General features: G+C 69.9%; 21 protein-coding genes. 6 read left to right on the top strand and 15 right to left on the bottom strand.

The genetic code is table 11. The annotated features are described in order from the left end of the window. The first annotated feature begins 14 nt into the window (after positions 1–14). Genes ACTJJ4_RS03275 through ACTJJ4_RS03285 form a run of 3 tightly spaced genes read left to right on the top strand, consistent with a single transcriptional unit; the run spans position 15 to position 2,567 of the window. Positions 15–710: an ABC transporter ATP-binding protein gene (locus ACTJJ4_RS03275; RefSeq protein ID WP_440941996.1), complete on the top strand. Its 696-nt coding sequence runs from the start codon at positions 15–17 to the stop codon at positions 708–710. Further along, a complete protein-coding gene (locus ACTJJ4_RS03280; RefSeq protein ID WP_440941997.1) occupies positions 707–2,029 on the top strand; it encodes a permease in 1,323 nt (440 codons plus the stop codon). The genes ACTJJ4_RS03275 and ACTJJ4_RS03280 overlap by 4 nt, the downstream gene beginning before the upstream one ends. A gap of 16 nt (positions 2,030–2,045) precedes the next feature. Beyond that, positions 2,046–2,567: a GNAT family N-acetyltransferase gene (locus tag ACTJJ4_RS03285; protein ID WP_440941998.1), complete on the top strand. Its 522-nt coding sequence runs from the start codon at positions 2,046–2,048 to the stop codon at positions 2,565–2,567. On the opposite strand, the gene ACTJJ4_RS03290 is transcribed toward ACTJJ4_RS03285, so the two are convergent. Next, complete coding sequence (locus ACTJJ4_RS03290; RefSeq protein ID WP_440941999.1) at positions 2,556–3,260, bottom strand: SDR family oxidoreductase; 705 nt, start codon at positions 3,258–3,260, stop codon at positions 2,556–2,558. The two genes, ACTJJ4_RS03285 and ACTJJ4_RS03290, sit on opposite strands and share 12 nt — an antisense overlap. Positions 3,261–3,344: 84 nt before the next feature. On the opposite strand from ACTJJ4_RS03290, the gene ACTJJ4_RS03295 reads away from it, so the two are divergent. Next, positions 3,345–4,505 (top strand): hypothetical protein, encoded by a 1,161-nt coding sequence (locus ACTJJ4_RS03295; RefSeq protein ID WP_440942000.1) that lies wholly within the window; start codon positions 3,345–3,347, stop codon positions 4,503–4,505. Positions 4,506–4,514: 9 nt separating this feature from the next. Here ACTJJ4_RS03295 and mutM read toward each other — a convergent pair whose 3' ends face one another. The 6 genes from mutM to ACTJJ4_RS03325 all read right to left on the bottom strand — a co-directional run bounded on the left by mutM (position 4,515) and on the right by ACTJJ4_RS03325 (position 9,663). Next, positions 4,515–5,408 carry a bifunctional DNA-formamidopyrimidine glycosylase/DNA-(apurinic or apyrimidinic site) lyase gene (gene mutM / locus ACTJJ4_RS03300; RefSeq protein ID WP_440942001.1) on the bottom strand — a complete coding sequence of 298 codons (894 nt, stop codon included), beginning with the start codon at positions 5,406–5,408 and terminating at the stop codon, positions 4,515–4,517. Between the two features lie 8 nt (positions 5,409–5,416). Further along, positions 5,417–6,127, bottom strand: coding sequence for a ribonuclease III (rnc, locus tag ACTJJ4_RS03305; RefSeq protein ID WP_292703508.1), 711 nt, complete (start codon positions 6,125–6,127; stop codon positions 5,417–5,419). Positions 6,128–6,137: 10 nt separating this feature from the next. Next, on the bottom strand, positions 6,138–6,347 hold the full coding sequence (gene rpmF, locus ACTJJ4_RS03310) for a 50S ribosomal protein L32 (RefSeq protein WP_029263535.1): 210 nt from the start codon (positions 6,345–6,347) through the stop codon (positions 6,138–6,140). 2 nt (positions 6,348–6,349) lie between these two features. Further along, positions 6,350–6,844: a YceD family protein gene (locus tag ACTJJ4_RS03315; protein ID WP_440942002.1), complete on the bottom strand. Its 495-nt coding sequence runs from the start codon at positions 6,842–6,844 to the stop codon at positions 6,350–6,352. Positions 6,845–6,968: 124 nt separating this feature from the next. Next, positions 6,969–7,466, bottom strand: coding sequence for a pantetheine-phosphate adenylyltransferase (coaD, locus tag ACTJJ4_RS03320; protein ID WP_292703513.1), 498 nt, complete (start codon positions 7,464–7,466; stop codon positions 6,969–6,971). Positions 7,467–7,491: 25 nt separating this feature from the next. Further along, positions 7,492–9,663 (bottom strand): ATP-dependent DNA helicase RecG, encoded by a 2,172-nt coding sequence (locus tag ACTJJ4_RS03325; protein ID WP_440942003.1) that lies wholly within the window; start codon positions 9,661–9,663, stop codon positions 7,492–7,494. A gap of 63 nt (positions 9,664–9,726) precedes the next feature. Between ACTJJ4_RS03325 and rsmD the strand changes: the two genes are divergently transcribed. Continuing rightward, complete coding sequence (rsmD, locus tag ACTJJ4_RS03330; RefSeq protein WP_440942004.1) at positions 9,727–10,290, top strand: 16S rRNA (guanine(966)-N(2))-methyltransferase RsmD; 564 nt, start codon at positions 9,727–9,729, stop codon at positions 10,288–10,290. Positions 10,291–10,362: 72 nt separating this feature from the next. Here rsmD and thiL read toward each other — a convergent pair whose 3' ends face one another. After that, positions 10,363–11,373: a thiamine-phosphate kinase gene (gene thiL, locus ACTJJ4_RS03335; protein WP_440942005.1), complete on the bottom strand. Its 1,011-nt coding sequence runs from the start codon at positions 11,371–11,373 to the stop codon at positions 10,363–10,365. Positions 11,374–11,396: 23 nt separating this feature from the next. Between thiL and ACTJJ4_RS03340 the strand changes: the two genes are divergently transcribed. After that, the gene (locus tag ACTJJ4_RS03340; protein ID WP_440942006.1) at positions 11,397–11,870 is read left to right on the top strand and encodes a DUF3515 family protein; all 474 of its coding nucleotides are present in this window, start codon (positions 11,397–11,399) and stop codon (positions 11,868–11,870) included. A 3-nt stretch (positions 11,871–11,873) separates the two neighbouring features. Here ACTJJ4_RS03340 and ACTJJ4_RS03345 read toward each other — a convergent pair whose 3' ends face one another. From ACTJJ4_RS03345 to ACTJJ4_RS03375, 7 genes are all read right to left on the bottom strand, one after another. Continuing rightward, a complete protein-coding gene (locus ACTJJ4_RS03345) occupies positions 11,874–12,962 on the bottom strand; it encodes a D-alanine--D-alanine ligase family protein (protein ID WP_440942007.1) in 1,089 nt (362 codons plus the stop codon). After that, positions 12,862–14,004 carry an NAD(P)H-dependent glycerol-3-phosphate dehydrogenase gene (locus ACTJJ4_RS03350; protein ID WP_285632722.1) on the bottom strand — a complete coding sequence of 381 codons (1,143 nt, stop codon included), beginning with the start codon at positions 14,002–14,004 and terminating at the stop codon, positions 12,862–12,864. The genes ACTJJ4_RS03345 and ACTJJ4_RS03350 overlap by 101 nt, the downstream gene beginning before the upstream one ends. Further along, positions 13,994–14,743, bottom strand: a complete 750-nt coding sequence (locus ACTJJ4_RS03355; RefSeq protein ID WP_440942008.1) for a lysophospholipid acyltransferase family protein — start codon at positions 14,741–14,743, stop codon at positions 13,994–13,996. Before ACTJJ4_RS03355 ends, ACTJJ4_RS03350 begins: the two co-directional genes overlap by 11 nt. A gap of 4 nt (positions 14,744–14,747) precedes the next feature. Continuing rightward, positions 14,748–16,112: a UDP-N-acetylglucosamine 1-carboxyvinyltransferase gene (gene murA / locus ACTJJ4_RS03360; protein ID WP_440942009.1), complete on the bottom strand. Its 1,365-nt coding sequence runs from the start codon at positions 16,110–16,112 to the stop codon at positions 14,748–14,750. Between the two features lie 109 nt (positions 16,113–16,221). Further along, positions 16,222–16,818, bottom strand: a complete 597-nt coding sequence (gene leuD / locus ACTJJ4_RS03365; RefSeq protein WP_440942010.1) for a 3-isopropylmalate dehydratase small subunit — start codon at positions 16,816–16,818, stop codon at positions 16,222–16,224. 5 nt (positions 16,819–16,823) lie between these two features. Further along, complete coding sequence (leuC, locus tag ACTJJ4_RS03370) at positions 16,824–18,242, bottom strand: 3-isopropylmalate dehydratase large subunit (RefSeq protein ID WP_440942011.1); 1,419 nt, start codon at positions 18,240–18,242, stop codon at positions 16,824–16,826. A 176-nt stretch (positions 18,243–18,418) separates the two neighbouring features. Beyond that, positions 18,419–19,408, bottom strand: a complete 990-nt coding sequence (locus ACTJJ4_RS03375; protein ID WP_285632736.1) for a TerC/Alx family metal homeostasis membrane protein — start codon at positions 19,406–19,408, stop codon at positions 18,419–18,421. Positions 19,409–19,583 lie beyond the last annotated feature (175 nt).

Genomic DNA, 19,583 nt, shown 5'->3' on the forward strand with positions numbered 1-19,583 from the left:
CGGATGCTGGAATCATGAACGATCCGGTCCTGAACGCACACGCACTCACGAAGAACTACGGCCCCACCCGCGCCCTGGCAGGCGTCGACGCCGCCGTCCACCGCGGCGAGTCCCTCGCCATCATGGGCGCGTCGGGCTCCGGCAAGACCACGCTGCTTCATGCACTGGCCGGCATCATCAGCCCCGACAGCGGGTCGGTCGCGTTCACGTCGGCATCCGGTGAGCGCATCGACGTCACCGGACAGTCCGAATCGGTCCGCTCACGGCTGCGGCGCGAGCGCTTCGGGTTCGTCTTCCAGCAGGGGCTGCTGATCCCGGAGCTCACCGCCATCGAGAACGTCGCGCTCGCTCTGATGATCAACGGCGCCAAGCGGCAGGACGCCATCGGCCCGGCAGCCGCCTGGCTGCAGTCGCTGGGCCTCGCCGGGATGGAGGACCGCCGCATCGGCGAACTCTCCGGCGGGCAGGCGCAGCGGGTCGCGATCGCCCGCGCTCAGGTGACCGGGGCGGAGCTGATCTTCGCCGACGAGCCGACCGGCGCTCTGGACTCGCACACCTCTGCGGAGGTGATGGACGCGCTCCTCTGGTCGACCACAGGTCAGGGGCGCACGCTCGTGGTCGTCACGCACGACCCCCAGGTGGCGGCGCGCTGCACGCGCGTGCTGCGGATGCGCGACGGCGTCATCGTGGATGCCGAGGTGAACGCATGAACCCGCAGGTGGTCCGGATGCTGCTGCGACCGGCGCCGGGCAATGCCGCGACGCTGGTGATCCCCGCCACGGCGTTCGCGATCGTCACGGCGCTCGTGCTGACGGTCGTGGGCGGCGCCCAGTCGTTCTGGGGCTGGGACGACGAGATGGCGCTCATCTATCAGGTTCTCGCCGCAGTGGCCCTGGTGCTGCTCGTGGTGCCCCTGGCATCCCTCGGCGGCGCGGCCGCCCGGCTGTCGGCCCGTCGCCGTGACGAGCGGCTGTCCACCCTTCGGCTGCTGGGCGTGACGCCGGCCGGAGTGGGCACCATCACCGTCATCGAATCAACCCTCATCGCCACCGCCGGCGTCGTGGCGGGCGTCATCGGGCATCTGCTGCTCGCACCGCTGATCGGTCTGATCCCGTTCCGCGGCGAGCCGCTCGGGCTCGGGGCCGTGCTCCTCTCGCCCGCCATGATCGCCGTCGTCTGCGCCGGCGCGGTGCTGCTCGCCGCGGTCAGCGCGATCCTCGGGCTCCGGCGCGTGATCGTGTCACCGCTCGGAGTGCGCATGCGTGCTCAGGTCACCCGGGTGCACTGGGTGCGCGGCGTCGTCGCGGTGCTCGTGGTGGCGGCCGCATTCCTCACCGCCCAGGTGGTCCCAGCCCTCACCGGCGTCGTGACGATCACGGTGGTGCTCGCGGGAATCTTCGCCGGCACGCTCGCGGTGCTCAACCTCGTGGGCCCGTGGGCGCTCGCCGTGTTCTCTCGCAGCCGGCTCAAGCGGGCGCAGACCCCAGAGCGCCTCCTCGCCGCACGCACTGTGCTCGATGATCCGAAGGCGGCATGGCGCCAGGTCGGCGGAATCGCGATGGCGAGCTTCATGGCCGTGTTCGCCGGCACCGGCGTCTCGCTGATGAACGTCATGAGCTCATCGGATGCCGGGGACTCGAACCTCGCGCTGGTCGAGGACATGCGCACCGGCCTGATCATCACGCTGGTGGCGTCGTTCATCATGGTCGCGGCATCCGTGGGGGTGACGCAGGCGTCTGATGTGCTGGACCAGCGTCCGCTGCACCGCAGCCTGCATCAGCTCGGCGTCCCCGCCGAGACGGTCGACGCGGCACGGCGCCGTGCGATCATGTCGCCCCTGCTGTTCACCGCCCTGGGATCCGCGTTGTGCGCCGGCGTCGTCGTGTTCCCGCTGCTGGGGATCACGCTGATCGTCGCGCCCGTCTCGCTCGTGACGATCATGGCCGTGCTCGCTGCGGGCATCCTCACGGTGTGGCTCAGCACCCTCGCCACCAGGCCGCTGCTGCGCCGCGCGTTCGCTCCGGCGTGAATGGCAGGATCGAAGGATGATCCTGCGCACACCACGGCTCGACCTTCGCGAGATGACCGAGGAGGATCTGCCCGCGCTGCGTGCGATCCTGCAGGATCCGGTCACGATGACCGCCTACGAGGGCGCGTTCGACGAGGACATGGTGCGGACCTGGCTGCAGCGGACACTGGATCGGTACCGCGACGACGGGTACGCCCTGTGGGCCGTGGTCCTGCGCGAGACCGGCGAGATGATCGGACAGTGCGGGCCCACGGTGCAGCGCATCCTCGATGCGAACGTGCTCGAGGTCGGCTATCTCTTCAACCGGGCGCACTGGCACCGGGGGTACGCGACCGAGGCGGCCGCGGGCGTACGCGATCATGCCTTCGAGTCACTCGGCGCCGACCGCGTGTACGCCCAGATCCGCGACACCAACATCGCCTCGATGAACGTCGCGATCCGGCTGGGCATGACCGTTCGCGGCCGGTTCGTGAAGAACTATCGCGACGTCGACATGCCGCACCTGGCCTTCGCGGTGGACCGTCCGTCAGCGGTCTGAACGGGGTCGCGGGGTCGGGCTGATGTCGAGGGTCCCGATCACCGCGTTGCGATCGAGGTTCACGGCGGTGAGCACGGCATCCGCCACCTGCTCCGGTCGGATCCAGGCGTCACCGTCGTACGGGAGCCCCTCCCAGGCGCGGAGCTGCTCCTGCATCGGCGTGGCGACGCGACCGGGGTGGATGGAGGTGACGCGAACGCCGTTCTCCGCCTCCTCCTGTCGCAGCGCATCGGCGAAGGCCCGCAGGGCGAACTTGCTCGCACTGTACGCCCCGGAACCGGCGATCGAGCGGTGGCCGAGACCGGAGTTGATCAGGATCACCTGCCCCGACGCGCGCCGCAGTGCCGGGAGCAGCACGCGCGTCAGCTCCACCGGCGCGAGCACGTTGACCTCGAGGCTCTCCCGCCACTGCGCGGGATCGAGGTCCTCGGTCGAGCCCATGTGCAGCACGCCTGCGCTGTGCACGAGCACGTCGAGCCGCTCGATCTCACCTGTGATTCCGGCGATCTGCGCGCCGTCGGCGAGATCGGCCACGTGCACATCGGACGAGGGCAGGGCCGCCGCGAGTTCGTCGAGCGCTCCGTGGTTGCGGCCGATCAGGTGAACATGGTGCGTCGCCGCGAGGGCGGCGGCGATCGCACGCCCGATCCCACTGGTCGCACCGGTGACGAGGGCTGTGCTGGTCGTGGTCATCCTCCCAGCCTGGCACAGCGCATCTCGCGACCGGCGCGTGGGGCGCGCCCGAGCCGCCCGGCGCCTGTGGTTAGGCTTGCGGACATGACCGGAGCCTCTGACGACCTCGATCTCCTCGCCGCCGGCGATCCCGCCACTCCCCCGCAGCGACTCGCCGACATCGCAGCCCGGCGCCATGATCTCCACGCGGTCATCGTCACCAATCCGGGCACCTACCCCGAGCTGCGCCAGTGGATCGTAAAGGTGAACCCCGGCCACGCGCAGACGCAGGCCGCGGTTCCTCTTGCGCCCGGCGTCCCGCCCTACGCGGGCGCACCGTACGGGAGTGGTCCCGTCGCGCCACCGGTCGCGCCGCGCCGCAAGGGGCTCGGCTGGATCTTCGCCGGCTGCGGGTGCGTGACCCTCGTCGCGGGCATCGTGATCGCCGCCGTCGTGATCGGCGGGCTGGGCGCTTCCACCGCAGGGGGTGGCGGGTCGGACGGTGGCCACCCCACCGCCTCGACGGTCGAGGAGCAGCTCGACGTGGTCCGCACCGAGAGCGCGGAGTACGAGAAGCTCGCCGCCCAGCTCGATGGCAACCCGGTCGCGCCCCTGGTCACGCAGCCCGCCAGGTTCCAGCGGCTCCAGGCCGACGTGGAAGCGCTCAAGGCGAGCACGGCCCTCGAGAAGGTCAGACAGGCGCAGGCACGGACCCTCGCCGAGCGGGCGGGTCAGTACCGCTCGGATCTGCAGCGGCTCATCACCGCGGCGGAAGGGCGCCGCGCGAATGCGTCCGGGACCGGCGAGGAGCACCTCGTCGACAGCGCGGGGAACGGCTTCATCGACATCCAGTGGAACGCGGACTCGGCGTGCAGCACGTCGGAGAACCCGGGGAGCACGACGGCAGGATGCACGACGAGCAACCGGGACCAGCTGATCGTGCACATCCTCCCGCCGGAGAAGAGACTCGGCGGTGACGAGGCCGCCCGCCTCACCACTCTGCACGAGCTGGCGCACCTGTACCAGAACGTCGATGTGGAGACCACCTCCGACGGCGAAGTGGGCCCGGCGATGAAGCTCAAGAACGCCGGGCTCTTCCAGGGAAGCGGCGAGGCCATGTCGGACTGCTACGCGCTCACCTACCTCGGCCTGTACTCCCTCACCGTCGGAGATGCCACGCTCGGCTACGGCTACGTCTGCAACGACTCCGAGCGGCAGGCGATCCGGGAATGGGCGAAGACGATCCACGCCCCGATGCCGGGCTGATCAGGACTGTCAGCGCCGGCGCTGACAGCGCGGGCAGAAATGGCTCGAGCGGTTCATGAACGCCGCCCGTCGGATCGGTCCACCGCAGCGCGGGCAGGCCTCTCCCCCGCGGCCGTATGCGTTCAGACTGTGCGCAAAATATCCGGCCTGGCCGTTCACGTTCACGTACTGGGCGTCGAAGCTGGTGCCGCCCTCGGCCAGAGCCTTCTGCAGCACCAGTCGCACCTCGGCCATGAGACGGCGCACGGACTGGGATGAGAGCGCGCGGCCCTCGGTCTCGGGATGTATCCGGGCCGCCCACAGCGACTCGTCAGCGTAGATGTTGCCGATCCCGCTGACCAGCGTCTGATCCAGCAGCGCGCGCTTGATGGCGCTGGCCCGACGGCGCACGGATGCCGTGAAGCGGGCATCGTCGAAAGCGGGATCGAGGGCGTCGCGCGCGATGTGCATGACCTGGGACGGCACGAGCGCGCTGTCCGTTCCGAACCCGCCGGCCGCCTCGTCGCCGGTGGGCACGAGGCCGTCGATCGCCAGCGAGCCGAAGGTGCGCTGATCCGCGAACACGACCGCCAGGCGTCCGTGCTGCGGGTGCTCGATGTGCAGTCGCACGCGCTCGTGGGGCTCGGTCGCGGCGTCCGGCGCCCGGAGCAGCATCTGGCCGCTCATGCCGAGGTGTGCGACCACGGCATCCGCTTCCCCCTCGAGCGGGAGCCAGAGGAACTTGCCGTGGCGCGCCGCGGCGGTAACCACGCGCCCCTCGAGACGCGCGACGAAGTCGGCGGCGCCGAGTGGATGCCGGGTCAGGGCGCGCTCGTCGAGCACGTCCACCGCGGTGACGCGCGCGCCGACGACCGCCGGCGCCAGCCCGGAGCGGACGACCTCGACCTCAGGAAGCTCGGGCACGGCGGGGTTCAGGCGGCGCCGGACTCGGTGGAGCGCAGGCTCAGCTCCCGCCAGGCGGTGAGCGCCGCGGCCATCTCGGCGGTCTTCTTGCTGGTGCCCTGCCCGGTGCTGGCGAGCTCGCCGACCGTGACCGTCGCCGTGAAGACTCGGTTGTGGTCGGGTCCGGACGACACCACGGAGTATCCCGGTGGCGTCCGCCCCAGACGGGCGGCCAGCTCCTGCAGGCTCGTCTTCGGATCCATCGCGGCGCCGTAGCGCTCGGGGTCGGCGAGCAGCGGCTCGGTCAGTCGCAGCACGAGCGCCTCGGCGGCCTTGGCCCCGGCGGAGAGGTACGTCGCACCGAAGACGGCCTCCATGGTGTCCGCGAGGATCGAATCCTTGTCGCGGCCGCCGGTCTGCTCCTCGCCGCGTCCCAGCCGAAGGTGGGCACCGAGCCCGATGGCACGGGCCACCTCGGCCAGCGCGACGGTCGACACGACGCTGGCGCGCCGCTTCGCGAGCTCGCCCTCGTCGAGGTCCGGGTGCGTCGTGAAGAGCATCACCGTCACAGCGATGCCCAGCACGGAGTCCCCGAGGAACTCCAGTCGTTCGTTGTGCGGGATCCCGCCGTGCTCGTACGCGTACGAACGATGCGTCAGTGCCCGCTCAAGAAGCTCGGCGTCGATATCGACGCCGAGCTTCTCGATGAGAGCCTGTGCTCCCGCGGAATCCTCCGCCATGATCGCCTGATCAGACGTCGGCGACCTTGCGGCCCTTGTACTCGAGGAACAGCTCGGTGCCCTGCGAGTCGGTGACGACCTTCGCCTGGTGCGGGCGGCTGTAGACGACCTGACCGTTCTCGACGGTCTTCACCAGGGCGACGGGAGCCGCCTTCCACTGCGCACGACGGCTGCGGGTGTTGGAACGGGAGACCTTGCGCTTCGGGGGGTTACCGGCCATGACTAGCTCTCTTCTTTCTCGGCGCCGCGGCTCCCTGCCGGGGCGTCCTGGTCTGTGATCTGGCGGAGCGCGCTCCATCGAGGATCGATGGGAGCGGTGCTCTCTGCGTCGGTGCTCACGGTCAGCTTCTCGCCCGTGCTCGGGTCGAGACCCGGGCAATCCGGCTGACACACCGGCTGAAATGGAAGCGACAATACGACCGCATCCCTGACCAGAGTTTCAAGATCCACGTGGTCGTCTTGAACTTCGAAGTCAGTTTCTTCCTCACCAGGATACGCGAAAAGCTCCTGGAACTCGACTTCGACAGGCGCGGCGATGTCGGTGAGGCAGCGACCGCACACTCCGACGTAGTCGGAATCGGCCGTTCCGGACACCAGGATGCCCTCGTGGACCGACTCCAGACGCACGTCGAGGTCGATGCTCTCGCCGGCCTCGACGGCCACGATGCCCTCCCCCCACTTGTCGGCGAGGGTCACCGAGAACTGGTGCTCGCGCATCTCCCCCGGCTTGCGGGTGATGTCGCGGACGGGCAGGACGAAAGGTCCGTTGACTCGGGTCTTCACCCGACGATTCTACCGGCTCGGATGCTGGGAGGGCCCGATGCGCTCGGGCCGGAGCGCCTCAGATGCCCCGAGCACCCGTGTCGAGGAAAGCGGCCACGGCCGGGGGCACGAACGGCGAGACGTCGCCGCCGAGCGACGCCACCTGCCGGACGAGCGAGCTCGAGACGAGCGCGTGCGCGGGGTCCGGCAGCAGGAACACCGTCTCGATGTCGGCGAGGTGCCGGTTCACGATCGCCATCGGCGACTCGTAGGCGACGTCGACCTGGGAGCGGATGCCCTTGACCAGCACTCCCGCATCCACGTCGCGCGCGTAGTCGACCAGGAGGCCCATGCTCCACGAGCCGACGACGATGTGCCCCTCGACGCCGGCCTCGGCGATCGACTGCTCCAGCAGGCTCAGGCGCTGCGCGATCGGCAGCATGGCCGCCTTGCCCGGGTTGTGCACCACGAGCACGTGCAGCTCCTCGTACAGACGCGCCGCGCGGCGGATCACATCGAGGTGACCGAGCGTGGGCGGGTCGAAGGAACCGGGGACGACGGCGATCCGACTGTTCACGCTCTCAGCCTAGGCCCCCGGACCCTCAGTTCTTGCTGAGAGCCGCGCGGTCGGCCTCGCTGACGCGTCCCGCGATCGCCACGCGCAGTCCGGGGTGCTTCACGAGCATCGGATCGTCCTTCAGGATGTCGGCGGCGATGTCACGGGCATGCGCGATGAGTCCGGCATCCTTCACCACCCTCAGCAGGCGCAGGGACGACTTCGCGCCGGCCTGCGCCGCGCCGAGCACGTCGCCCTCGCCGCGCAGCTCCAGATCGACTTCGGCCAGTTCGAAGCCGTCGAGGGTCGCCGCCACCGCCTCCACCCGCTCACGCGCGATCGAGCCGCCCTCGGCCTCGGTCACGAGCAGGCACAGACCCGGGAACTCCCCACGGCCGACACGACCGCGCAGCTGGTGCAGCTGGGAGACGCCGAATCTGTCGGCATCCATGATGACCATCGTCGAGGCGTTCGGCACGTCGACCCCGACCTCGATCACGGTCGTCGCGACGAGCAGATCGATCTCCCCGCGCGCGAACGCCCGCATCGTGGCGTCCTTCTCGTCGGCGGGCATCTTGCCGTGCAGGATCGCTCGGCGCACCCCGCCGAGCCGCGGATGCGTGGCCAGGAGCTGCTCGAGCTGCACGACGCCCCAGCGCGGCCCCTTGCCCTCGACGTCGGGCGGCGGCGCGTCGTCGGACTCGACCGAGTCCTCGGCGGTGTCGATCGCCGCGCAGACCGCGAACACCTGACGGCCCTGTGCGATCTCCTCCGCCGACCGCTCCCAGACCCGCTGGAACCACTCGGGGTGCTCGGCGAGCGGTGCGACGAACGTGCTGATGCCCGCCCTGCCGACCGGCATCGAGCGGATCACCGAGGTGTCGAGGTCGCCGAACACCGTCATCGCGACGGTGCGCGGGATCGGCGTGGCCGTGAGCACGATCGCGTGCGGGGCGGTGCCCTTGGCGCGCAGCATCTCGCGCTGCTCGACGCCGAAGCGGTGCTGCTCGTCGACGACCACGAGCGCGAGGTCGGCGAAGGTGGTCTTCTCCGAGAGCAGTGCGTGCGTGCCGATCACCAGGAGCGACTGGCCGGATGCCACTCGCAGGGCGGCCTTGCGCCGTTCGGGCGCGGACATCTGCCCGGTCAGGAGGGTGGGGATGACCTGGGGGGCCAGATCGGGCCCGAGCATCTTCGTGATCGACCGGAGGTGCTGGGCGGCGAGCACCTCCGTCGGCGCGATCAGGGCCGCCTGTCCCCCGGATTCCGCCACCTGCAGCATCGCCCGCAGCGCCACCAGCGTCTTGCCCGAACCGACCTCGCCCTGGATCAGCCGGTTCATGGGGCGCTCGAGCAGCAGATCGTCGGAGATCTCGGCACCGACGCGCTGCTGATCCGCCGTGAGCGTGTACGGGAGCTTCGCATCGAACTGCTCGAGCAGACCGCCCGCATGCGCCGGGCGCGGCTGCGCGATCAGAGACCGGACGAGGTTGCGCTGCTGCAGGAGCGCCGTCTGCAGCACGAGCGCCTCGTGCATCCGCAGCGTGCGGACGGCGGGATCGACGTCGGCCCGGCGGTGCGGGCGGTGGATGCTCTGCAGCGCCTCCCCCGCGGTCAGCAGTCCCTCGCGGCGACGCAGGTCCTCGGGAAGCGGATCGGGCACCTCGCCGAGCTGATCGAGGACGGCGGCGATCACCTTGGCGATCTGCCAGCTCTGCATCGCGGAGGTGGCCGGGTAGATCGGGATCGGCACGTCCTGCAGCGCGTCGGCCTGACGGTACGCGGCCTCGCTGTCCTCGAAGAGCTGGTAGTCGGGATGCGCGAACTGCACCGTGTCGCGGAACTGGGAGACCTTGCCGGAGAAGATACCGCGGCGCCCCACCCGGAGCTCTTTCGCGCGCCATTCGGCCTGGCCGAGGTTCTTCGCGAAGAACGTCAGCGACATCTGGCCCACGCCGTCGCCGATGATCACCTCGAGCATCGCCCCTCGACGGTTGCGCATCTGCCGCGGCCGGGTCGAGAGCACCTCGGCGACGATCGTGACGGTCTCGCCGACGGGCAGCTCGAGGATCGGCGTGAGCTCGCCGCGGTCGGCGTAGCGACGTGGGTAGTGCCCGAGCAGCTCGCCGACGGTGCCCATCCCGAAGGCGCGCTCGAGGGTCTTCGCCGTGGACGCGCCGACGGCCTCGGCCAGCGGCGTCTCGAGGGTGAAGGACATGCTCCGAGTCTAGGGAGCGCCACGGACCCCGGCCGACGTCCGGTCGCCCGATATCGTGAACGGGTGACCAGGATCATCGCCGGCGCCGCCCGGGGCATCAGAATCGACGTGCCGGACGCCGGCACCCGGCCGACCAGCGATCGCGTGCGCGAGTCGGTGTTCGGCGCGCTGGAGGCGATGGACGCCATCGACGGCGCACGCGTGCTCGACCTCTACGCCGGCAGCGGCGCCCTGGGTCTCGAGGCGTGGAGCCGTGGCGCGGCATCCGTCGATCTGGTGGAGCGCTCGCGCCCCGCTGCGACGGTCATCGGGCGCAACACGGGGGCGGTCGCCAAGGCGGTCGGCGGGCCGAACGCCGCCAAGGTGCACCAGAGCGCGGTGCACGCATTCCTGGGACGGGCGACAGGGACCTACGACCTCGTCTTCACGGATCCGCCTTACGACCTGGACGACGCGGCGATGACCGCCGATCTGCTCTCGCTGGCCCCGCTGCTGTCGGCGGAGGCCATCGTCGTGATCGAGCGCGCCAAGCGCTCCACCGCCCCGGACCTGGATGCCGCAGGGCTCGAGCTCGTCCGCGAGAAGACGTACGGCGACACGGCGGTGTGGTGGGCGCAGCCGGCGTGATCGCCCTTCGATCCCCACGCCCCGCTCCGGGGCGCGTGGGCCCGGCTCAGGGACCAGCGCTCTGATCCCCGATCAGCCGACGACGCCGTCCCAGTCGCGATAAGGGTCCCAGCCCGTGTGGGCGATGGGGGCGCCGTCGAGCAGCACGCCGTCCGCGCCGCGCTCGGTGACCCTCCCGAGTGCACGGAAGCCCTCCGGAAGCGGGGCGGCCGCGGGGAAGACCGCGAGCAGACCGTGGTCCTCTCCCCCGGCCAGCGCACGCGCCCGGTCGCCCGCGAACGCGAGCTCGCCGATCGCGGCGCCGGAGAAGTCGATCGTGACCCCGGAGGCGTCCGCCATCCGGCCGGCGTCCAGCGCCAGGCCGTCCGAGACGTCCATCATGGCTGTCGCACCGGCATCCGCGGCGGCCACGCCGAGCCGCACCGGCGGCCGCGGTCGCAGCTGGCGCTCGAGCCCCTGCCGCGCGGTGTCGTCGAGGGCATCCGCATCCACCGCGATCGGCGTCTCGCCGTCGCGGAACCGGCTGAACAGCGTCTCCAGCCCTGCCGCCGCGGCTCCCAGCTCACCGGCCAGCGCAACGACATCGCCGGGACGCGCTCCGGCCCGCGTCACCGCCCGACGTCCGCCCAGATCGCCGAGAGCCGTCACGGCGATCATCAGCAGCTCCGAGACGGTGAGGTCGCCGCCGACCACGGCGCAGCCGGGCGCGAGCGCATCGCAGGCCTCGCGGAATCCGTCGGCCATGGCCGAGACGAACGAGAGCCGCGCATCACGGGGCACCGCCAGCGCGACCAGCAGCGCCGTGGGAGTCGCACCCATCGCCGCCACATCGGCCAGGTTCACGGCCGCAGCCTTCCACCCCAGGTCGTAGCCGCTCGACCAGGCCGTGCGGAAGTCCGGGCCGTCCACCAGCGTGTCGGTGGTCGCGACGACGGACGCCGAGGGCGCGGAGATCACCGCGGCGTCGTCGCCCGGCCCGAGGATCGCGTGCGATGCCGTCGACGTGCGGGCGAGGATCGCCCGCAGCACCGCGCCCTCCGAGATGTCGCCGATGCGCGGGTCGTCGTCGGGATCGGATGCCATGCCGTCAACGGTAGCCTGGAAACATGCTTCGTCGTCTCGTCCCGGTCGCCGGAGTGCTGACCCTCCTCATGCTCACCGCCTGCTCGAGCACGGTCGCGCTCAAGCCCGAACCCGACTCGAACAACCCCGCCTGCGCGGAGGTGACGGTGCGCCTCCCCGACGCGGTCGGCGAGCTCAGCAGGCGCTGGACGGATGCCCAGGCCACGGCCGCCTATGGCGACCCGACAGCAGTGATCGTCGCCTGCGGTGTGGAGGTCCCCGGGCCCACCGCCACTCTGCAGTGCGTGACCCTCGACGGCATCGACTGGCTCGTCGACGACTCCCAGGCGCCGAAGATGCGCATGACCACCTACGGGCGGAACCCCGCCGTCCAGGTGTTCGTCGACACGAAGCTGGTGGGCGCCAACGAGGTGCTCTCCAACACCGGTCTGGTCAGCGGCATCCGCACGATCAAGGCGACCGGCCAGTGCACCGCACCGGCCGAGCTCCCGAAGTAGTCCCTACTTCCGGAGCCCCGCCTCGATCAGCTCGGTGATCAGCTCGCCGTAGGTCATGCCGGATGCCATCCAGCACTTCGGGAACATGGAGAACGGCGTGAATCCGGGCATGGTGTTCAGCTCGTTGATCACGAGCTGCCCGTCGGGGGTCACGAAGAAGTCGACGCGGGCCAGGCCCTTGCCGTCCACCGCCTCGAACGCGCGCACCGCGGTCTCCTGAAGGCGTCCGATCAGCTCGTCGTCGACCTGCGCGGGGCAGACGATCTCCACTCCCTCGCCGCCGAGGTACTTGCCCTCGAAGTCGTAGAAGCTGCGGGAGGTCAGCACGACCTCGCCGGGCAGCGACGCCCGCGCCCGCTCGCCGTCGCGTCCGGCCAGGACGCCGACCTCGATCTCGCGGCCGCTCACGCGCGTCTCGACGAGCACCTTCTCGTCCTCGTCGAACGCGATCCGGAACGCCTCGTCCAGTCCGTCGCCGCCGTCGACGCGGGAGACCCCGACGCTCGATCCGGCACTGGCCGGCTTGACGAACACGGTCTCCCCCAGCGCGCGCACGCGGTCGCGGACGCTCTCCGGGTCGGCATCCCACTCGGCACTGCGAACGGTGATGCCCGGCGCCACCGAGATGCCGGCCGCCGAGAGCGCGAGCTTGGTGAAGTGCTTGTCCAGGCACACCGCGGAATCGAGGATGCCGCCGCCGGCGTAGGGCACCTCCAGCACGTCGAAGAAGCCCTGGATGGCGCCGTCCTCGCCGTGCAGGCCGTGCAGGAGCGGGAGCACCACGTCGATCTCGCCGAGGTCGACTGTCGACCCGTCGGGGGCGACGACGCGCAGAGTGCGGTCCCCGCCCGGCTCCGGCCACCGCATCCGCGTGCCGTTGTCGACGACCTCGGGCATCTTCGCGGCGTCCAGCGCGAACTTGCCCGGGTCGTCCTGCTCGAGCACGAACGCGCCCTCGCGGGTGATCCCGACGGGGATCACCGCGTAGCGGTCACGGTCGATCGCCGCCAGCACCCCGCCCGCCGTTGCGGAACTGATCGAATGCTCGCTGGAACGCCCGCCGAAGAGCACCACCACCGTCTGCCTGTCCATAGTTGGTCCTCTCCTCCTGGGGAGTGTCGTCGTCGGTGGTCAGGTGCGGTGCGATGTCGCGCGGGTTCATCTTCCCGTCGAGCACCATCTTCACCTGCTCCACGATGGGCATGTACACATCGGCCTCGTGCGCGAGCTGCAGGATCGGAGCGACGGATGCCAGACCCTCGGCGGTCTGGTTCATCTGCTTGATCACGTCCTGGATGCCGTATCCCTGGCCCAGCAGGCGGCCTGCGGTGTTGTTGCGGCTGAGCGGCGACTGGCAGGTGGCGATCAGGTCGCCGAGGCCGGCCAGCCCCTGCAGCGTCTCGGGCTGCGCGCCGTTGGCGACCGCGAAGTCGGTCATCTCCACGAGTCCGCGCGTGATGATCGAGGCCTTGGTGTTTTCGCCGTAGCCGACGCCGTCGACGATGCCGATCGCCACGGCGATGAGGTTCTTCAGCACACCGCCGAACTCCGTGCCGATCACGTCGGTGTTCACGAAGGAGCGGAAGTAGCGGTTGCGGGCCGTGCGGGCCACGGCATCCGCCGTCTCCTGGCTGCGCGAGGAGATCACGGCCGCCGTGGGCTGCTCGCGGGCGATCTCCAGGGCCAGGTTCGGTCCGGATGCCACGGCGATGCGCATCGGGTCGATGCCGAGCTCCTGCTCGATGACCTGACTCATCCGCAGGCCTGTGCCGCGCTCGACGCCCTTCATCAGGCTGACCACAGGGAAGTCGCCGGCGGCGAGCAGCGGGCGGAAGGCACGCAGGTTCTCGCGCAGCGTCTGGCTGGGCACCGACAGGTACACCTGCTGCACGCCGTCGAGCGCGCGCTCGATGTCGGCGGTCGCGCGCATGCTGCGCGGCAGGTTGATGCCGGGCAGGTACCGGGAGTTGCGCTTGGCCTCGTCGATCTCCTGCGCGAGTTCGGGGCGACGCGCCCACATGGTCACCTGAGCGCCGCCGTCGGCGAGGATCTTGCCGAAGGTGGTGCCCCAGCTGCCCGCGCCGACGATCGCCGTGCGGGTTCCCGTGCCGGACGGCTCTCGTCTAGGAGTCAAGACGCCCCGTCTCCTTCTGTCCGTGGTCGGTGGGGTTCCAGCGCGTGGCAGGCGCCTTCTCGTCGCGGAGCTGCTCGAGCAGCGCGGTGATGGCGGCCATCAGCCGCGCGGTCGCCTCGTTCAGCACGGCGGGCTCGGATGCACGCCCGCGCAGATCGGAGAGGTCGACCGGATCGCCGATCAGCACGTTCACCGGCTTGCGCAGCGGCCAGAGGCTGAGGCCCTTCTGATAGCGGCCCATGATCTCCTGCGTGCCCCACTGCGCCATCGGGATCAGCGGGAGGTCTCCGGAGAGCGCCAGGCGCACCGCGCCGGACTTTCCGCGCATCGGCCACAGGTCGGGATCGCGGGTCAGCGTGCCCTCCGGGTAGACGATGACGCCGCGGCCGTGCTCGACCAGCTCGGCGGACTGCTTGAGGGTCTGCTTCGCGGCGGCGGCCGACGCGCTGCGCGACACCGGGATCATGCCGGTGCGCTTGAGCAGCCAGCCGACCACCGGCATCCGGAACAGGCTCTCCTTCGCCATGAAGCGGGGCAGCCGTCCGAGACGGTACACGGACATGGCCACGATCAGCGGGTCCAGCTCCGAGTAGTGGTTCGGGGCGAGCACGAAGGCGCCCTGGCGGGGCAGCTTCTCCGCCCCGGTGACGCGGATCTTCGCCAGCAGGGACATCGGCGGGATGACGAGCACCGCGAGCACCCAGAAGAGGCTCGGGCGGCTCCGCTCGGAAGCAGCCATCAGTTCACCGGACGACGTCGAAGTCGGCGCCCAGGGCCTGCAGCTTGTCGAGGAACTTCTCGTAGCCGCGGCTGAGGATGTCGACACCGGAGACGACGGACTCGCCCTCGGCGGTCAGCGCTGCGATCACGTGGCTGTACCCGCCGCGCAGGTCGGGCACCACGATGTCGGCGCCGTGCAGCGGCGTCGGGCCGGTGATCACGGCGGCCTGCTCCAGCTCGCGGCGGGGCACGCGACGGGGACCGTCCTGCAGGCCGTGCGGGTGCACGACGATGTCCGCGCCCATCTTGACCAGGGCCTGCGTGAACCCGAACCGGTTCTCGTACACGGTCTCGTGCACGATCGAGCGGCCCTGCGCCTGCGTGAGCGCGACGATCAGCGGCTGCTGCCAGTCGGTCATGAAGCCGGGGTGCACATCGGTCTCGACGACGACGGGCTTGAGTGCGCCCTCGCGACGGAAGAGGATGCCGTCCTCCTGCACGTCGAACCAGCCGCCCGCCTTGCGGAACACGTTCAGGAACGTCAGCATCTCCTGCTGGCGGGCTCCGGCGACGAAGATCTCACCGTCGGTGGCCAGCGCGGCGCAGGCCCAGGACGCGGCCTCGTTGCGGTCGAAGATCGCGCGGTGATCGTAACCGCGCAGCGCCTCCACGCCCTCGATGAGGATGACGCGGTTCGGCTCGTACGAGATGATCGCGCCCATCTTCTGCAGCACGGCGATCAGGTCCATGATCTCCGGCTCGATGGCCGCGTTGCGCAGCTCGGTCTGCCCCTGTGCGCGCACGGCGGTCAGCAGCACCTGCTCGGTGGCACCGACGCTCGGGTACGGGAGGTGGATGTTCGCGCCCTTGAGCCCGTTGGGGGCCGACAGGCGGATGCCGCTGGGCTGCTTCTCCACGATCGCACCGAACTTGCGCAGCGCATCGAGGTGGAAGTCGATCGGGCGGTCGCCGATGCGGCATCCGCCGAGGTCCGGGATGAACGCCTGACCGAGTCGGTGCAGCAGCGGGCCGCAGAACAGGATCGGGATGCGGGAGGCGCCGGCGTGAGCGTCGATCTCCTCGTAGTGGGCGGACTCGACCAGGCTCGGGTCCAGCACCAGCGAACCGGGCTCGTCGCCCTCGGTGACGCGGACGCCGTGCACCTCCAGCAGCGAGCGGACGACCGCCACGTCGCTGAGGTCGGGCACATCCCGCAGGATGCTGGTGGTCTCCCCCAGCAGGGCGGCGACCATCGCCTTGGTGGCGAGGTTCTTCGCGCCCTTCACGTCGACACGGCCGCGCAACGGCCTGCCTCCGCGGATCGCGAGCACGGATCCGGCGGGAACCGGAGCCTCGTCAACTGCTGCATCGCGGAGCGGTGTCGTCATTCGGGCCTCTTCTTCGTCAGGACAGGCGCGGCGGTGGCCGCGAGCCTCTCATCCAATCACGGCTGGTGCCGTGGGGGCTCTTGACCCCCGGCCCACCGCGCGCCTCGTCCTATCGAACAGGGAGCGTACGTGGCCGCCACGACTCGCGGCGGGCCTCGAACTGCGCGATCTTGTCTTCGTTGCGCAGCGTGAGCCCGATGTCATCGAGCCCTTCGAGGAGCCGCCATCTAGTGTAATCGTCGATCCCGATGGCGGCCTGGAAGTCCCCGATCGTGGCGGTGCGCGCCTCGAGGTCGACGGTGATCCCGCGACCGGGCTCCTCGTCGATCAGCGCCCAGATCCGCTCGATGTCGGCCTCGTCGACGGTCGCCGCCAGCAGGCCCTGCTTGCCCGAATTCCCTCGGAAGATGTCGGCGAAGCGAGGGCTGAGCACGACCCGGAAGCCGTAGTCGCGCAGCGCCCAGACCGCGTGCTCGCGGCTGGATCCTGTGCCGAAGTCCGGTCCGGCGACCAGGACGGACGCGTTCTGGAACGGTGCCTGGTTCAGCACGAACTCCGGGTCCTTGCGCCACTCGTGGAAGAGGGCGTCGTCGAAGCCGGTCTTGGTGACGCGCTTGAGGAAGACGGCCGGGATGATCTGGTCGGTGTCGACGTTGGAGCGCTTCAGGGGCGCGGCGACGCCGGTGTGGGTGGTGAATTTCTCCATGGTGATCAGGCCTCCAGGTCGCTCGGGCTGGACAGGGTGCCGCGGATGGCGGTGGCGGCCGCGACCAGCGGCGAGACCAGGTGCGTGCGTCCGCCCTTGCCCTGCCGCCCCTCGAAGTTGCGGTTCGAGGTGGACGCGCAGCGCTCACCCGGGGCCAGCTGGTCGGGGTTCATGCCCAGGCACATCGAGCATCCGGCGAAGCGCCATTCGGCGCCGAAGGCCTCGACGATCTTGTCGATGCCCTCAGCCTCGGCCTCGAGCCGCACCCGAGCGGAGCCGGGGACGACCATGACGCGCACGCCGTCGGCCTTCTTCTTACCCTCGATGACCGACGCGAAGGCGCGCAGGTCCTCGATGCGGCTGTTGGTGCACGAGCCCATGAACACGGCATCGACCTTGACGTCCTTCAGCGGCGTGCCGGGGGTCAGGTCCATGTACTGCAGCGCCCGCTCTGCGGCGGCGCGCTCGTTGGGGTCCGCGATCGCGGCGGGGTCGGGGACGGACGCCGACAGCGAGCTGCCCTGACCGGGGTTGGTGCCCCATGTGACGAACGGCTCGAGGGCGGAGGCGTCGATGTCCACCTCGGCGTCGAACACGGCATCCGGGTCGGAGGGCAGCGTGCGCCAGTAGGCGACGGCGTCCTCCCAGTCCTGCCCCTGCGGCGCGTGCGGCTTGTCCTTCACGTAGGCGAAGGTCGTCTCGTCCGGGGCGACCATGCCGGCCCGGGCACCCGCCTCGATCGACATGTTGCAGATCGTCATCCGGCCCTCCATGGAGAGGGCGCGGATCGCGCTGCCGCGGTACTCGAGCACGTAGCCCTGTCCCCCGCCCGTGCCGATCTTCGCGATCACGGCGAGGATGATGTCCTTGGCCGTGACGCCGGGGCGGAGCTCGCCCTCGACGTTGATCGCCATGGTCTTGAACGGCTTCAGCGGCAGCGTCTGCGTGGCCATCACGTGCTCGACCTCGCTGGTGCCGATGCCGAACGCCATCGCGCCGAACGCGCCGTGCGTGGAGGTGTGCGAGTCGCCGCAGACGACCGTGATGCCGGGCATGGTGAGCCCGAGCTGCGGACCGACGACGTGCACGATGCCCTGCTCGGCGTCGCCCAGCGAGTGCAGGCGGACGCCGAACTCCTCGGCGTTGCGGCGCAGGGTCTCGATCTGCGTGCGGCTGGTGAGGTCGGCGATCGGCTTGTCGATGTTCAGCGTCGGCGTGTTGTGGTCCTCGGTGCCGATGGTCAGGTCGACCCGGCGCAGCGGACGGCCCTCGGCGCGCAGTCCGTCGAAGGCCTGCGGGCTGGTGACCTCGTGGATCAGGTGCAGATCGATGTAGATCAGGTCGGGCTCGCCGTTCTCGCCCTTGACGACGAGATGGTCGTCCCAGACCTTCTCTGCGAGGGTGCGGGGTGCGGTGCTTGTCATGCGGTGTGTTCCTTGTGGCTCGATGAGTCGGCCCATGATGGACTCCGCGGCGAGGAAGGCCTAGATCGAGGTCCCGCCGCGGCTGCTAAGGAGGAGAACCACACGCCGCATGCCCGCCAGTCTACAACGCGGCATCGGGTGCTCCGCCCGATGCCGCGTTGTGTGACGATCCGCGCTCAGCTCGCGACCGGCGTGCGCTTCTCGCGGGCGGAGGCGATCAGGCTGGCGATCGTGGCGACCGCCATAGACGCGAAGATCACGCCCAGCGACACCCAGTTGTTGATGTCGGGCGCCCACTCGATCGGCTGACCGCCGTTGATGAACGACAGCTCGTTCTCGTGCATGGCGTGCAGCACGAGCTTGACTCCGATGAAGCCGAGGATGAACGCGACGCCGTAGTGCAGGTAGCGCAGCCTGTCGAGCAGGTCGCCCAGCAGGAAGTACAGCTGGCGCAGGCCCATCAGCGCGAACAGGTTGGCGGTGAACACGATGAACGCGTTCGTCGTGATGCCGAAGATCGCCGGGATGGAGTCGACCGCGAACATCAGGTCGGTCACGCCGAGCGACACGAAGACGATCAGCATCGGGGTCCAGATCTTCTTGCCGTTGATGGTGGTGCGCACCTTCGGCCCGTCGTACTCGTCGCTGATCGGGATCACCCGGCGGATCTGGCGGACGATGAAGCCCTCGGTCTGGGCGTCGTCCTCCTCCTTGTCCGGAAGCGCCTGCCGGATCGCGGTGTACAGCAGGAACGCGCCGAAGATGTAGAAGATCGGGCTGAGGTGCTGCACGGCGGCGCCGACGATGATGATGAAGATCGCGCGCAGCACGAGCGCGATGATGATGCCGACCATCAGCGCTTCCTGCTGATATCGCCGCGGCACCGAGAACTGGGTCATGATCAGGATGAACACGAACAGGTTGTCGATGGAGAGGCTGTACTCCATCGCCCATCCGGTGAGGAAGTCGAGCGATGTCTTGGCATCGCCGATGAGGAACAGCACACCGGCGAAGATCAGCGCGAGCGTCACGTAGAACACGACCCACAGGGCCGATTCCTTGGTGCTGGGGATGTGCGGGCGCTTCAGGATGAGCAGCAGATCGCCGATGAGGATGGCGGTCAGCACGACCAGCGAGGTGATCTCGAACCAGACAGGGATATCCAAGGGCGGAGGACCTTTCGGAGGGTTGGCGGAAGTCCGAAAGTCTCTCCCCGCACCGGTGGTGCGCCGCGCGACCGGAGCAGCGATGACGGTGCTCGTGATGACGATCTGCGCGATGTCGGGATACTCCCTCTCGCAGATCCCATGCTACCGAACAATCCGCGGTGCCGAGGAATCT

Origin of the sequence: Microbacterium sp. 22195 (assembly GCF_052056515.1) — a bacterium.
Classification (GTDB): domain Bacteria; phylum Actinomycetota; class Actinomycetes; order Actinomycetales; family Microbacteriaceae; genus Microbacterium.

Bases quoted from the DNA above. Each gene is read 5' to 3' on its own strand.
- ACTJJ4_RS03355 (WP_440942008.1), bottom strand. From the start codon at position 14,743: ATGGCTGCTTCCGAGCGGAGCCGCCCGAGCCTCTTCTGGGTGCTCGCG.
- leuC (WP_440942011.1), bottom strand. From the start codon at position 18,242: ATGACAAGCACCGCACCCCGCACCCTCGCAGAGAAGGTCTGGGACGAC.
- ACTJJ4_RS03280 (WP_440941997.1), top strand. From the start codon at position 707: ATGAACCCGCAGGTGGTCCGGATGCTGCTGCGACCGGCGCCGGGCAAT.
- ACTJJ4_RS03275 (WP_440941996.1), top strand. From the start codon at position 15: ATGAACGATCCGGTCCTGAACGCACACGCACTCACGAAGAACTACGGC.
- thiL (WP_440942005.1), bottom strand. From the start codon at position 11,373: ATGGCATCCGATCCCGACGACGACCCGCGCATCGGCGACATCTCGGAG.
- ACTJJ4_RS03295 (WP_440942000.1), top strand. From the start codon at position 3,345: ATGACCGGAGCCTCTGACGACCTCGATCTCCTCGCCGCCGGCGATCCC.
- murA (WP_440942009.1), bottom strand. From the start codon at position 16,112: ATGACGACACCGCTCCGCGATGCAGCAGTTGACGAGGCTCCGGTTCCC.
- leuD (WP_440942010.1), bottom strand. From the start codon at position 16,818: ATGGAGAAATTCACCACCCACACCGGCGTCGCCGCGCCCCTGAAGCGC.
- ACTJJ4_RS03340 (WP_440942006.1), top strand. From the start codon at position 11,397: ATGCTTCGTCGTCTCGTCCCGGTCGCCGGAGTGCTGACCCTCCTCATG.
- ACTJJ4_RS03325 (WP_440942003.1), bottom strand. From the start codon at position 9,663: ATGTCCTTCACCCTCGAGACGCCGCTGGCCGAGGCCGTCGGCGCGTCC.
- rnc (WP_292703508.1), bottom strand. From the start codon at position 6,127: ATGGCGGAGGATTCCGCGGGAGCACAGGCTCTCATCGAGAAGCTCGGC.
- ACTJJ4_RS03285 (WP_440941998.1), top strand. From the start codon at position 2,046: ATGATCCTGCGCACACCACGGCTCGACCTTCGCGAGATGACCGAGGAG.
- ACTJJ4_RS03315 (WP_440942002.1), bottom strand. From the start codon at position 6,844: ATGCGCGAGCACCAGTTCTCGGTGACCCTCGCCGACAAGTGGGGGGAG.
- ACTJJ4_RS03290 (WP_440941999.1), bottom strand. From the start codon at position 3,260: ATGACCACGACCAGCACAGCCCTCGTCACCGGTGCGACCAGTGGGATC.
- ACTJJ4_RS03345 (WP_440942007.1), bottom strand. From the start codon at position 12,962: ATGGACAGGCAGACGGTGGTGGTGCTCTTCGGCGGGCGTTCCAGCGAG.
- rpmF (WP_029263535.1), bottom strand. From the start codon at position 6,347: ATGGCCGGTAACCCCCCGAAGCGCAAGGTCTCCCGTTCCAACACCCGC.